Here is a 12,728-nt window from a genome sequence, read left to right on the forward strand (position 1 = left end):
AACCGTTCCACAGCAACCGCATCCGGGGTGAGCCCACGTGTTTGAATTGGTGAAGGCCGGGGGATGGCTCATGCTGCCCATCCTGGCCTGTTCCGTCCTGGCCCTGGCCATCGTCCTGGAGCGCCTCTGGACCCTGCGACGGCGGCGCGTGGTGCCGCCGCGGCTAGTGGTGCAGATCTGGCAGTGGCTGCAGGCGGGGGAACTGGATGACGCCCGCCTGCGGGCCCTGCGCGAGGGCTCCCCCCTGGGGCGCATCCTGGCCTCGGGACTGGTGAACCGGGTGCATTCCCGGGAGGTGATGAAGGAGTCCATCGAGGACACGGGACGCCAGGTGGCCCATGAGCTGGAGCGTTTCCTCAATACCCTGGGCACCATCGCCGCGGTGACCCCGCTGCTGGGCCTGCTGGGGACCGTGCTGGGGATGATCCAGGTCTTCTCCGTCATCACCGCCGTGGGGGTGGGGGATCCCGGCGAACTGGCGGGAGGTATCTCCCAGGCCCTGATCACCACCGCCGCCGGCATCTCCGTGGCGGTGCCCTCCCTGGTCTTCCACCGCTATTTCCGCGGCCGGGTGGACGAGCTGGTGCTGGAGATGGAGCAGGAGGCCATCCGCCTGGTGGAGGTGCTCAAGGGCGAGCGGGGGGATGCGGAGGTGAACCAGGGGTGAATTTTCGCCGCAAAGCCAGCGAGCCGGTGGAGATCCAGCTCACGCCGCTCATCGACGTGGTCTTCCTGCTGCTGATCTTCTTTATGGTGTCCACCACCTTCGACCGCCCCAGCGTGATGCAGCTGCAGCTGCCTCGGGCAGACTCTACCCAGGAGGCGCCCGCCGGGGAGCGGGTGCGGGTGGGTGTGGACGCCCAGGGCCGCTTCTTCGTGGACGGGGCGGAACTGGTGAACACCCAGCCCCGCACCCTGCGCGCCGCCCTCTCCAGGGCCCTGGAGGCCCACCCCGACGCCCCCGTGGTGGTGCAGGCCGATGCCCGCGCGCCTCATCAGGCCGTGGTGCGGGTGATGGACGCCGCCGCCCGCCTGGGGGTCTCCCGCCTGTCCATCGCCACCCTGGAGGAGGATCCCCGGTGAACACCCCCCGATCCCCCCAAGTGGAGCCCGGCGAGGTCTCGGGCATGCGCGTCTATCGCCGCCTGCTGTCCCATTCCCTGCACTACTGGCCCTACCTGGCGGTCTCCGTGGTGGCCATGATCGTGACCGCGAGCACGGAGACGGGCTTTGCCGCCCTCATGCGGCCGCTGATGGACGGCAGTTTCGTGGAGCAGGATCCGAACGTGATCCGCTGGATCCCCTTCGCCATCGTCGGCATCTTCGTGGTGCGCGGGGTGGGGGAGTTCCTTGCCAACTACTGCATCAAGTGGGTGGGGCGGCGCGTGGTGAAGGAGTTGCGCGGGCAGATGTTCCGGCACCTGCTGCACATGCCGGCCGCCTACTTCGACCGCAACAGCGGCGGCCAGCTCATCTCCCGCCTCACCTACAACGTGGAGCAGGTGGCCCAGGCCTCCACCGACAGCCTCACCGTGCTCGTGCGCGACTCGGTGACGGTGTTGGGGCTGCTGGCCTGGATGCTCTATCTCAATGCCACCCTCACCCTCACCGTGCTCATCGTCGCCCCGGCGGTGGTCTTCGCCGTGGACCGGGTCACCCGCCGCTTCCGCCGCATCAGCCGGCGCATCCAGAACTCCATGGGGGACGTGACCCACGTGGCCGGCGAGGTGCTGGACGGGCACCGGGTGGTGAAGATCTTCGGCGGTGAGGACTTCGAGGAGGCGCGTTTCGAGGAGGTGAACGAGCGCAACCGCCGCTTGCACATGAAGATGGTGGCGACACAGTCCAGTAACGTGCCCATCGTGCAGTTCTTCGTGGCCATCGCCCTGGCCCTGATCGTCTGGCTCGCCACCCAGGATTCCATGCTGCAGGACGTCTCCGTGGGGACCTTCGTCTCCTTCGTCACGGCCATGTTCCTGCTGCTGGCCCCCATCCGGCGCCTGGTGAACGTCAACGCCACTTTGCAAAAGGGCATCGCCGCCGGGCAGAACATCTTCGGCCTGCTGGACGAGCCCCTGGAGCGGGATACCGGATCCAGCCCCCTGCCGCGGGCGCGGGGAGAGATCACCCTGCAGGGGGTCTCCTTCGCCTACGAGCCGGAAAAGGGGGAGGTCTTGCAGGATGTCCACCTGGAGGTGGCCCCCGGCGAGACCGTGGCCCTGGTGGGGCGTTCGGGCAGCGGCAAGACCACCCTGGTGAACCTGCTGCCCCGCTTCTACGAGCCCCAGCGGGGGCGCATCCTGCTGGACGGGGAGGACATCCGCAGCTACCGCCTGGCGGAGCTGCGCCGCCAGATCGCCTACGTGGGCCAGCACGTCACCCTGTTCAACGACACCATCGCCGGCAACATCGCCTATGGCAGCCCGGTGGAGGCCGCCGACGAGGCGTGCATCCGCGAGGCGGCCGAGGCGGCCCACGCCATGGAGTTCATCGAGCGTCTGCCCCAGGGGCTGCAGACCCCCGTGGGGGACAACGGGGTGCTGCTCTCCGGAGGCCAGCGCCAGCGCATCGCCATCGCCCGGGCCTTGCTCAAGGATGCCCCCATCCTCATCCTGGACGAGGCCACCTCCGCCCTGGACACGGAATCGGAGCGCCAGATCCAGGCGGCCCTGGACAACCTGGTGCGCAATCGCACCACCCTGGTGATCGCCCACCGCCTGTCCACCGTGGAGAACGCCGACCGCATCGTCGTCATGCAGGCGGGGCGCGTCCTGGAGACGGGTACGCACCGGGAACTCCTGGCCCGGGACGGGGCCTATGCCCGCCTGCACCAGCTCCAGTTCCATGAGCCGCAGGCCGATGCCGCCGCGGCCGGTACGTAAAGCCCATGCACCCCCTGGAGCGGCACTGGGCAGGACGGGATGGGGTGACCCTGGCCCTGTATCCCGTGTCGCTCCTCTACTGCGCCCTGGCCCGGCTCAACCGGATCCGTCTGGAGGCGTCGTCTGCCCGCCGCCACCCGCGGCTGCCGGTGCGGGCGGTGCTGGTGGTGGGCAACCTGACCGTGGGCGGCACCGGCAAGACCCCCATGGTGGTCTGGCTGTGCCGCTGGCTGCAGGAGCACGGTTATCGCCCCGGCGTGGTCAGCCGCGGCTACGGCGGCCGCGCCCGGGGCGGTCCCCGGGCGGTGACGCCGCAGAGCGACCCGGCCCAGGTGGGGGACGAGCCGGTGCTCATCGCCACCCGCAGCGGCTGTCCCGTGTATGTGGACCGGGACCGCCGCCGCGCCGCCCGGGCCCTGCTGGCGCATCATCCCTGCGACTTGATCATCGCCGACGACGGCCTGCAGCACTACGCCCTGGGGCGGGATCTGGAGATCGTCATGGTGGACGGGGCGCGGCGCTTCGGTAATGGCCTGTGCCTGCCCGCCGGCCCCCTGCGCGAACCCCTGGGGCGCCTGCAGGAGGTGGATTTTCGCGTCGCCACGGGCACGCCCGGGCCCGGGGAGTACGCCATGACCCTGACCGGGGGCACCGCCCTGGCGCTGGCCGATCCGGGGCACACCCGGCCGCTGGAGGCCTTCCGCGGTCAGCGGGTGCATGCCCTGGCCGGCATCGGCCATCCCCCCCGCTTCTTCGACATGCTCCGCCGCCGCGGCCTGGAGGTGGTGCCCCATGCCTTTCCCGATCACCACGCCTTCACCCCCGGGGAGATCCGCTTCGGCGACCATCTGCCCGTTCTGATGACGGAGAAGGATGCCGTAAAATGCCGTCCCATCGCCGGCCCGGAACACTGGTTCGTCCCCGTCAGCGCCGTGCCCGACCCGGCCCTGGGGAAGGCCATCCTGGGGGCGGTGCAGGCCGTCGACCGAATCCACAGCACGAGGTAAGAGGACCATGGACAAACGACTGCTCGACATCCTGGTGTGCCCGGTCACCAAGGGCCCGCTGATCCTGGACCGGGAACATGATGAACTCATCTCCCGCGCGGCGCGTCTGGCCTATCCCATCCGCGATGGCATCCCGGTGATGCTGGAGGACGAGGCCCGGACCCTGAGCGAGGAGGAGGTGGAGAAGTGGAAGGACGCCCGCTGATGTACGGGGTCACGGCGGTGATGGAGGGGGCGCGGTGAGTTTCCAGGTGGTGATCCCCGCCCGCTACGGCTCCACGCGCCTGCCGGGCAAGCCCCTGGTGGACCTGGCGGGTGCGCCCATGATCCGCCACGTGTACGAACGGGCCCTGGCCAGCGGTGCCGAAGAGGTGGTGGTGGCCACGGACGACGACCGCATCCTCGAGGTGGTGGAGGGCTTTGGCGGGCAGGCCTGCCCCACCTCCGTGCACCACGAGTCGGGCAGCGACCGCATCGCCGAGGTGGCCACCCGGCGGGGGTGGGGCGAGGACACCCTGGTGGTGAATCTCCAGGGGGACGAGCCCCTCACCCCGCCGGGGATCATCCGCCAGGTGGCGGACAACCTGGCGCAGCGTCCCGAGGCCAGCATGGCCACCCTGTGCACCCCCATCTCCCGGGCGGCCCAGCTCTACGATCCGCATACCGTCAAGGTGGTGCGCGACGCCCGGGACTACGCCCTCTACTTCAGCCGGGCCCCCATCCCCTGGGAGCGGGACGCCCTGGACATGGAGACCGCGCCGGAGCTGCAGGTCTGTCACCGCCATATCGGTCTCTACGCCTACCGGGTGGGCTATCTCAAGCGCTTCACCCGCATGGAGACCTGCGCCCTGGAGCGCATCGAGCGCCTGGAGCAGCTGCGCGCCCTGTACAACGGCGCCCGCATCCACGTGGACGTGGCCCTGGAGGTGCCGCCGGCCGGGGTGGACACCCGGGAGGATATGGAACGGGTAACGATGATCCTGGGGGCGAAGCGGCCCAACCCCTGACCCGTCCCCGGCTGCGCCATCGGCGGCTGCCGAACCAATCCCCCAGGGCGGCCCGGCGAGGGCCCTTCAGGGGATCAGCTGCTCCTTCAGGCGCCGTGCCAGTTCAGGACCCGCCAGGGCGCGGATCACGGGGTTCAGGTCCGTGCCGTCCTCGTCCGTCAGGGACAGGGTGTGGGTGCGCCGGGTGCGGCGCCGGGGATCGCCGTGCTGGTCCGCCTGGATCTCGGCCTGGCCCTGGGGCTCCCCCAGCACCACCCGTGGCAGGGGGGGCGCGTCCAGGATCTCGATCACCTGGAGGCGCACCCCCTCCAGGTCCGTCTCGCGGCCCACCAGGGTCCCCAGGGTTTGCAGTAGTGTGTCCATGGACCCGAGTATACGCATCCGCCGCGGTATGGTGCCATGGGGATAGAATCCGCCGCCGGGGCGGGAAAAGATGCGATGGAGGACCAGGCCATGATGCGTTGGGATCTGCTGGATGTGGAGGAGCTCTACCGGGGATTCTTCAGGCTGCATCGCCTGCGCCTGAGCCATGCCCGTTTCCGGGGCGGAGAGCCCATGGTCATCGAGCGGGAGCTGATCCAGCGGGGGGACGCGGCCGCCGTCCTGCCCTACGACCCGGTGCGGGACCGGGTGCTCTTGGTGGAGCAGTTCCGGGTCGGTGCCCTGGAATCCCCCCACGGGCCCTGGCTGGTGGAGATCATCGCCGGTCTCGTGGAGCCGGGGGAGCATCCGGAGGCGGTGGCCCGGCGTGAGGCCATGGAGGAGGCGGGCTGCACCCTGGGGGAGATGCGCCATGTGCACGACTACTACGCCACCCCCGGCAGCGCCAGTGAGCGCATCTCATTGTTCGTGGGCCGGGCGGATCTACCCCAGCTGGAAGGGGGGATCCATGGGCTGGAGGCGGAGGGGGAGGAGATCCGCACCCATATCCTGTCGGTGGACGAGGCCTTCGACTGGCTGGACCGCCGCAATATCGAGACGGCCATGCCCATCATCGCCCTGCAGTGGCTGCGGTTGCATCGGGAAGACCTGCGGGAGGCCTGGGGAGGGTAGGGGCGGCGCGGCGCCCGGCCCGGAGGACCGCGGACACCGCGCCGCAGGCGCGCCTTACTTGTTGAGGCGGCTGTCGATGAGGACGTTGACCACGTCCGGATCCGCCAGGGTGGAGGTGTCCCCCAGGTTTTCCAGTTCGTTGGCGGCGATCTTGCGCAGGATGCGGCGCATGATCTTGCCGGAACGGGTCTTGGGCAGCCCCGGGGCGAACTGCAGCAGGTTGATCTTGGCGATGGGCCCGATCTCGTCCCGCACCAGCTTCACCAGCTCCTTGGCCAGTTCTTCGCTGCCCTGCTCGCCGGACATGAGGGTCACGTAGGCGTAGATCCCCTGGCCGGTGATGTCGTGGGGATAGCCCACCACCGCGGCCTCGGCCACCTTGGGATGCAGCACCAGGGCGGACTCGATCTCGGCGGTGCCCAGGCGGTGGCCCGAGACGTTGAGTACGTCATCCACGCGGCCGGTGATCCAGTAGTAGCCATCGGCGTCGCGGCGGGCGCCGTCCCCGGTAAAGTACAGTCCGGGATAGATGGAGAAGTAGGTCTCCAGGAAGCGCTTGTGGTCGCCCCAGAGGGTGCGCATCATGCTGGGCCAGGGATGGCGGATGCACAGGTTGCCCTCGGCGGGGGTCTCCGTGATCTCGTTGCCCTTGTCATCCACCAGCAGCGGCTGCACGCCGAAGAACGGCCGGGTGGCGGAGCCGGGCTTCATGTCCACGGCGCCGGGCAGGTTGGCGATCATGTGGGCGCCGGTCTCGGTCTGCCACCAGGTGTCCACGATGGGGCAGCGGCCATCCCCCACGACGCGGTGATACCATTCCCAGGCCTCGGGGTTGATGGGTTCGCCCACGGTGCCCAGCAGGCGCAGGCTGGTGCGCTGGTGCTTGGTGACGTGCTCGTCGCCGGCCCCCATGAGCATGCGGATGGCGGTGGGGGCGGTGTAGAAGATGGACACGTTGTGCTTGTCGCACACCTGCCAGAAGCGGCCGAAGTCCGGGTAGTTGGGCACCCCCTCGAACATCAGGGTCTTGGCGCCGTTGGCCAGGGGGCCGTAGACGATGTAGGTGTGGCCGGTGACCCAGCCCACGTCGGCGGTGCACCAGTAGACCTCGCCGTCCTTGTAGTCGAACACCAGCTTGTGGGTCATGGCCGCCTGCAGCAGGTAGCCGCCGGTGGTGTGCATCACGCCCTTGGGCTTGCCGGTGGAGCCGGAGGTGTAGAGGATGAACAGGGGATCCTCGGCGTCCATCTCCTCGGCGGGGCAATCGGCGCTGGCACCGGCCATGGCCTCGTGGTACCAGACATCCCGGCCCTCGTGCCAGTCCACCGGCTCGCCGCCGCGCTGCACCACGATGCAGGTGCTGACGCTGGGGCACTGGGCGATGGCCTTGTCGGCGTTGCCCTTGAGGGGCACCTTGCGGCCGCCGCGCAGGCTCTGGTCGGAGGTGATGACCACCTTGCACTCGGCGTCCAGGATGCGGTCCCGCAGGGCGTCCGGGGAGAAGCCGCCGAAGACCACGGAATGCACGGCGCCGATGCGGGCGCAGGCCAGCATGGCCACGGCGGCCTCGGGGATCATGGGCAGGTAGATGGAGACCCGGTCCCCCTTCTGCACACCCCGGTCCTTGAGCACGTTGGCGAACTTGCTCACCTCTTCATGCAGCTGGCGGTAGGTGAGGGTGCGGTCCTCACCGGGATCGTCCCCCTCCCAGATGAGGGCGGGCTGGTCGCCGCGGGTGTCCAGGTGCCGGTCCAGGCAGTTGTAGGCCACGTTGAGCTTGCCGCCCTGGAACCACTGCACCCGGACATCGCCCTCGAAGTCACCCTCCAGGACGCTGTCCCACTTCTTGAACCAGGTGAGGTACCGCTCCGCCTGTTCGGCCCAGAAGCCCTTCGGGTCCTCCACCGACTGCCGGTACATGGCCTCGTACTGGTCGGCGTTGACGTTGGCCTGCTCGGCAAACGTCCGGGGTACTTCATGAACCTTCACTTCGGACATGGATCTCCTCCTGCACATGCATGGACATGAATGAATACGGGCCGATGACCGGCAAACATCTCAGTATAACGCGTCCTTGCAGCAGATTCGTCCATCACCCGGGGTCGGATCACTGCAGCACGCCCCCGGTGCGGGGGCCGGCCATGACGTCGCCGGGGCGGTGCACCAGCCCGCAGGGGTCCGGATTGCGGTCGATCCGCCGGTTCGGTTTCCCAAAACCAGCCCAGTGCGCGCCCGCAGGCGGCGCGGTCCTCGGCCTGGTGGATCTGTCGGATGAGTGCATCAGTGTGCATGACGGTGAGCGGCGTTGGCCGCCGGGCCTGGGTCCCGTCTTCCAGGACCCTTCCCTCAGGCCGTGGCCATGACGGCCTGAGGGAAGGGTCCTGCCGTTGCCCCGATGGGCAAGGGCCCCGCCGAAGCGGGGCCCTGCCTTGATGGATCGTCCCGATTCGGTCAGGCCGTGTCGGCGCGCGGCACACGCACGCTTTCCACCAGGTCCTGGATCTCCTTCGGCGGCGGGGCCGTCAGCTTGGACACGACGAAGGCGGTGATCACATTGAAGATCGCGCCGACGGTGCCAAAGCCCTGGGGGGCGATGCCCAGCAGCCAGCCGTCCGGGTTGTCCGCCAGCATGGCGGTGCCCGGGAAGAAGAACCACCCCTTGTACAGGAAGATGTAGATCAGGGTGATGGAGATGCCCACCAGCATGCCGGCGATGGCCCCCTGACGGTTCATCCGCTTGTAGAAGATGCCCATCATGAGCACGGGGAAGAGCGAGGAGGCCGCCAGACCGAAGGCCAGGGCCACCACCTCGGCCGCGAAGCCCGGCGGGTTCAGCCCCAGGTATCCGGCCAGGAGGATGGCCGCCACCATGGCCAGGCGTCCTGCCATGAGCTCGTTCTTCTCCGAGATCTTGGGCATGAACACGCCCTTGAGCAGGTCGTGGGAGATGGCCGAGGAGATGGCCAGCAGCAGGCCCGCCGCGGTGGACAGGGCCGCCGCGATGCCGCCGGCCGCCACCAGGGCGATCACCCAGTTGGGCAGGCTCGCGATCTCGGGGTTGGCCAGCACCATGATGTCGCGGTCCAGGTTGGCGACGGTGTAGCCGTCCAGTTCCGCTTCCTCGGTCCATGCGGGCGGGTTCTTGTAGTTATAGTAGTGAACCCGTTCGCCGTCCCCTTCCTGCTCGAACTGCAGCAGGCCGGTCTCTTCCCAGGTGCGCATCCACTGCGGCCGGTCCTCGTAGACCATGGCGGCCTCGGGGTTGCCCACGCCGCCCGGGTGGAAGGTGTCGATCAGGTTGTACATGGCCATGGCGCCCACGGCGGGGGCGGTGGTGTACAGGATGGAGATGAACACCAGGGCCCAGCCGGCGGATTTGCGGGCGTCGCGCACCCGGGGCACGGTGAAGAAGCGGATGATCACGTGGGGCAGGCCCGCGGTCCCGATCATCAGCGCCATGGTCAGCAGGAAGATGTTCATGGTGCTGAGATTGCGGTTGGTGGTGTACTCATTGAAGCCGAGGTCCACCAGGGTCTGGTCCAGTGCGTTGAGCAGGTACATCCCGTCCTGACCGCTCAGGGTGCCCCCCAGGCCCGTCTGGGGCAGGAAGTGGCCGGTGAGCTGCAGGGAGATGAAGATGGCGGGCACCGTATAGGCGAAGATCATCACCACGTACTGGGCGATCTGGGTGTAGGTGATGCCCTTCATGCCGCCGAGCACGGCGTACACGAAGACCACGCCCATGCCGGCGATGAGGCCCCAGAGCAGGTCCACCTCCAGAAAGCGGGAGAAGGCGATGCCCACGCCGCGCATCTGCCCGATGACGTAGGTGATGGAGATCACCAGCAGGCAGATCACGGCCACGATGCGCGCGGTGTTGGAGTAGAACCGGTCGCCCACGAACTGCGGCACCGTGAACTTGCCGAACTTGCGCAGGTACGGGGCCAGCAGCAGGGCCATGAGCACGTAGCCGCCGGTCCAGCCCATGAGGTAGACCGATCCGCTATAGCCCAAGAAGGCGATCAGGCCCGCCATGGAGATGAAGGAGGCCGCCGACATCCAGTCCGCCGCGGTGGCCATGCCGTTGGCCACGGGGTTGACCCCCTTGCCGGCCACGTAGAATTCGCCCGTGCTGCCCGCACGGGCCCAGATGGCGATGCCGATGTACAGCGCGAAGGTGGCACCGACCACCAGGTAGATCATTAGTTTGAGATCCATGATGTCTCCCCCAGTGTCACTCTTCGTGGACGTCGAACTTGCGGTCCAGACGGTTCATGCGCCAGGCGTAGAAGAAGATCAACATCAGAAAGACGTAGATCGACCCCTGCTGCGCCATCCAGAAGCCCAGCGGATAGCCGCCCAGCGAGATCAGGTTCAGCACGTCCACCATGAAGATGGGCAGTACGTAACCGGCGATGAACCAGACGATCAGGCACCCGATGAGGATGCGCAGGTTCGCCTTCCAGTAGGCGCTTCGCTGTTCTTGAAGCTTTGTGTTCATGGGATACTCCTCCGTACAAAGGTCTTGTTGTGGACTGCGTGGGTCGGTTTCACCCGGTCTTCCTCCATCGTTCCGTTTTTGGTCATCGTCGAGCGCATTGTCGTAAGAACCTCTCATCCTCCCCTTGAAACATGCGGCCGCGGCACGGGCCGCGGCGGGATTCCTCCCTGGCGCGCCGGGGCCTTCTGCGGGCCCCGTCCGCGAACCTCCCTATAACTGGTAGTCCAGGGCCAGGCGGGACTGGAGCTTGCGCACCTGACGGAAGGCCTCCTTCAGGATGCGCTGCTCCAGCTCGTCCAGGCGCTCCGGATTGATGAAATTGCTCAGCGGCTGCCCCGCCTGGGCCTGGTCCTGATGGCTGCGCATGCGCAGTAGCTGGATGTAGTGATAGGCGTTGAGCCAGGCGGCCACGTCCTCGCGCTTCATCAGCCCGGCCCCGGCACAGGCCTCCAGGCGCCGGGCGGTGTTGCTCTCTGGCACCTGGTGGGCGAGGGCATAGATGCGGGCCACGTCCACGATGGGGGTGGCCCCGTTCACCTTCAGGTCCAGACTGCGGGGGTGGCTCCCGCCGGAGGTGACCTTGAAGTCCCCGAACAGCCCCAGGGGCGGACGCAGGCGCAGGGCGTTCTCCGCCATCTGGCGCAGGAAGCGGCTGTTCTGGGAGGTCTTCTCCAGCAGCCATGTGCGCAGGTCCTCCCCCGCGGCCTGGTTGCCGTGGAGGACGCGAAAATCGAAGTAGATGCTGGCGTTGAGCAGGTGGCGCGGCGTGCCCTGGTCGATCCAGCGGGTGAAGCGCTGGCGCCATTCGTCTGCGCTCAGGCAGCATTCCGGGTTGCCCGCCATGACGTTGCCCTTGCACAGGGGGAAACCGCACAGGTCCAGGGCCTGGTTGATGCGCTGGGCCAGGGGCAGCAGCCGCTGCCGCGCCTCCTCGACGGACATGCCCTCCCGGGGCAGGAACAGGATGCCGTTGTCCTGGTCCGTCTTCAGGGTCTGCTCCTGGCGCCCCTCGCTGCCGAAGGCCAGCCAGGTGAATTCCGGCAGTTCCGGGTCCGTGTCGTCCAGACAGAGGCGGATCACCCGCCGGGTCACCTGGTCATTGAGCAGGGTGATGATCTGGGTGATCTGATCCACCCGCACCCCCTGGGCGATCATCTGCCCGATGAGCAGGTGAACGTCCCGCCCCAGGCGTGCCAGGGTGGCCACGTCCTCCGCGCGTCCCACCGCCCGGCTCAGGTTCACCAGCCCCACCCGCTGCAGCGAGAACAGGTCCCGCTCGGAGATGACCCCGGTGAGCCGGCCCCGCTCCACGATGCACAGATGATGGAAGCCGTGGCTCGCCATGAGCATGGCCGCCTCGAAGGCGAACGCCGTGGGGGGCAGGGTGATGGGGTCCGGGGTCATCACCGCCTCGATGGGCTCGTCCAGGCCCACCTCCGGCAGGGAGACGCGGCTGAGCAGGTCATGCAGCGTGAACACCCCCAGGGGACGATGATTCGCATCCACCACCACCACGCTGCCCACGTGTTCGTCGTCCATGGTCTGCAGCACCCGGCGGATGGGGGTGCCCGGCGGGCAGGTGACCGGGTCACGGCGCACCCGCTCCCCCAGGGTGATGTTCAGGGAGGTATCGCCCCCCAGCCCCGCCGCGGCGCTGGCCTGGACCTGGCGGCGCACCTTGTCCAGCAGGCTGGCCAGGCGGCGCGTGCAGAAATCCTGGAACTCCCCGGACATGCGAAAGAGCTTGTGGAAGTCCTCCCGGTCCAGTTCAAAGCAGAAGGTGTCCTCCGCCGCGCGGTAACGGGTGCGCACCGGCCGCCGCCCCATGAGGGCCCCCACGGGGAAGCACTCCCCGGGGACCAGCTCCCAGGCGGTGCTGGTGATGTTGCCGTCCGCGTCCAGCGGTTCCCCCAGGACGCGGCCCTGCTTGATGATGAAGAAACGGTTCGCCGGGCCGGCGCGGGGGCCGGTCACCTCCTCGTCGTGGGCGTAGAACACCAGCTTCAGGCGCTTGGCCAGGAACTCCAGGTGCACCGGATCCATCTGGTCGAACGGCGAATGCCGCCCCAGGAATTCCATCACCGGGATCAATACGCCCTGGGGGCGTTCCTGACCGCTTGGGGGGTCCGTGTGCATCAAGGCCTGTCGCCGCCGTGGATGATGCGGGACATAAAGCATGCATCGTGCCGGATTGGTGTTCCCTGAGGAAACAAGGACATACAGGGACAGAGGGGTGGCCGGGTGTTACCTCGGGTAACGGCTGTTACCTGAGGTAACA

General features: G+C 68.1%; 12 protein-coding genes. 7 read left to right on the forward strand and 5 right to left on the reverse strand.

All coding sequences use genetic code 11. The features are described from left to right. Positions 1-37 precede the first annotated feature (37 nt). Genes BM214_RS03665 through kdsB form a run of 6 tightly spaced genes read left to right on the forward strand, consistent with a single transcriptional unit; the run spans position 38 to position 4,896 of the window. A complete protein-coding gene (locus BM214_RS03665; protein WP_177217568.1) occupies positions 38-667 on the forward strand; it encodes a MotA/TolQ/ExbB proton channel family protein in 630 nt (209 codons plus the stop codon). Beyond that, positions 664-1,083 (forward strand): ExbD/TolR family protein, encoded by a 420-nt coding sequence (locus BM214_RS03670; protein WP_090483851.1) that lies wholly within the window; start codon positions 664-666, stop codon positions 1,081-1,083. The genes BM214_RS03665 and BM214_RS03670 overlap by 4 nt, the downstream gene beginning before the upstream one ends. Positions 1,084-1,127: 44 nt before the next feature. Next, positions 1,128-2,882 (forward strand): lipid A export permease/ATP-binding protein MsbA, encoded by a 1,755-nt coding sequence (gene msbA / locus BM214_RS03675; RefSeq protein ID WP_090483913.1) that lies wholly within the window; start codon positions 1,128-1,130, stop codon positions 2,880-2,882. 5 nt (positions 2,883-2,887) lie between these two features. After that, entirely contained in the window at positions 2,888-3,889 is a 1,002-nt protein-coding gene (gene lpxK, locus BM214_RS03680) for a tetraacyldisaccharide 4'-kinase (RefSeq protein ID WP_090483852.1), read from the forward strand. Between the two features lie 7 nt (positions 3,890-3,896). Beyond that, the gene (locus BM214_RS03685) at positions 3,897-4,094 is read left to right on the forward strand and encodes a Trm112 family protein (RefSeq protein ID WP_090483853.1); all 198 of its coding nucleotides are present in this window, start codon (positions 3,897-3,899) and stop codon (positions 4,092-4,094) included. Positions 4,095-4,128: 34 nt separating this feature from the next. Further along, a complete protein-coding gene (kdsB, locus tag BM214_RS03690; protein ID WP_090483854.1) occupies positions 4,129-4,896 on the forward strand; it encodes a 3-deoxy-manno-octulosonate cytidylyltransferase in 768 nt (255 codons plus the stop codon). A 66-nt stretch (positions 4,897-4,962) separates the two neighbouring features. On the opposite strand, the gene BM214_RS03695 is transcribed toward kdsB, so the two are convergent. Continuing rightward, positions 4,963-5,259, reverse strand: coding sequence for a hypothetical protein (locus BM214_RS03695; protein ID WP_090483855.1), 297 nt, complete (start codon positions 5,257-5,259; stop codon positions 4,963-4,965). 93 nt (positions 5,260-5,352) lie between these two features. Here BM214_RS03695 and BM214_RS03700 point away from each other — a divergent pair, with 93 nt between their 5' ends. After that, positions 5,353-5,949 (forward strand): NUDIX domain-containing protein, encoded by a 597-nt coding sequence (locus tag BM214_RS03700; protein ID WP_090483914.1) that lies wholly within the window; start codon positions 5,353-5,355, stop codon positions 5,947-5,949. A 54-nt stretch (positions 5,950-6,003) separates the two neighbouring features. Here the strand turns inward: BM214_RS03700 and acs are convergent, their stop codons facing one another. The 4 genes from acs to BM214_RS03720 form a co-directional block, all read right to left on the reverse strand. Continuing rightward, positions 6,004-7,947, reverse strand: coding sequence for an acetate--CoA ligase (gene acs / locus BM214_RS03705; RefSeq protein ID WP_090483856.1), 1,944 nt, complete (start codon positions 7,945-7,947; stop codon positions 6,004-6,006). Positions 7,948-8,400: 453 nt separating this feature from the next. Further along, entirely contained in the window at positions 8,401-10,167 is a 1,767-nt protein-coding gene (locus BM214_RS03710; protein ID WP_090483857.1) for a sodium:solute symporter family protein, read from the reverse strand. Positions 10,168-10,183: 16 nt separating this feature from the next. Beyond that, complete coding sequence (locus BM214_RS03715) at positions 10,184-10,450, reverse strand: DUF4212 domain-containing protein (RefSeq protein ID WP_090483858.1); 267 nt, start codon at positions 10,448-10,450, stop codon at positions 10,184-10,186. Positions 10,451-10,660: 210 nt separating this feature from the next. Continuing rightward, the gene (locus BM214_RS03720) at positions 10,661-12,586 is read right to left on the reverse strand and encodes a putative nucleotidyltransferase substrate binding domain-containing protein (RefSeq protein ID WP_177217569.1); all 1,926 of its coding nucleotides are present in this window, start codon (positions 12,584-12,586) and stop codon (positions 10,661-10,663) included. Between the last annotated feature and the right edge of the window lie 142 nt (positions 12,587-12,728).

This window comes from Ectothiorhodospira mobilis (assembly GCF_900114895.1).
In the GTDB taxonomy this organism is placed as follows: Bacteria; Pseudomonadota; Gammaproteobacteria; order Ectothiorhodospirales; family Ectothiorhodospiraceae; genus Ectothiorhodospira; species Ectothiorhodospira mobilis_A.

Bases quoted from the DNA above. Each gene is read 5' to 3' on its own strand.
- BM214_RS03710 (WP_090483857.1), bottom strand. From the start codon at position 10,167: ATGGATCTCAAACTAATGATCTACCTGGTGGTCGGTGCCACCTTCGCG.
- lpxK (WP_090483852.1), top strand. From the start codon at position 2,888: ATGCACCCCCTGGAGCGGCACTGGGCAGGACGGGATGGGGTGACCCTG.
- acs (WP_090483856.1), bottom strand. From the start codon at position 7,947: ATGTCCGAAGTGAAGGTTCATGAAGTACCCCGGACGTTTGCCGAGCAG.
- BM214_RS03685 (WP_090483853.1), top strand. From the start codon at position 3,897: ATGGACAAACGACTGCTCGACATCCTGGTGTGCCCGGTCACCAAGGGC.
- BM214_RS03720 (WP_177217569.1), bottom strand. From the start codon at position 12,586: ATGCACACGGACCCCCCAAGCGGTCAGGAACGCCCCCAGGGCGTATTG.
- BM214_RS03700 (WP_090483914.1), top strand. From the start codon at position 5,353: ATGCGTTGGGATCTGCTGGATGTGGAGGAGCTCTACCGGGGATTCTTC.
- msbA (WP_090483913.1), top strand. From the start codon at position 1,128: ATGCGCGTCTATCGCCGCCTGCTGTCCCATTCCCTGCACTACTGGCCC.
- BM214_RS03695 (WP_090483855.1), bottom strand. From the start codon at position 5,259: ATGGACACACTACTGCAAACCCTGGGGACCCTGGTGGGCCGCGAGACG.
- BM214_RS03715 (WP_090483858.1), bottom strand. From the start codon at position 10,450: ATGAACACAAAGCTTCAAGAACAGCGAAGCGCCTACTGGAAGGCGAAC.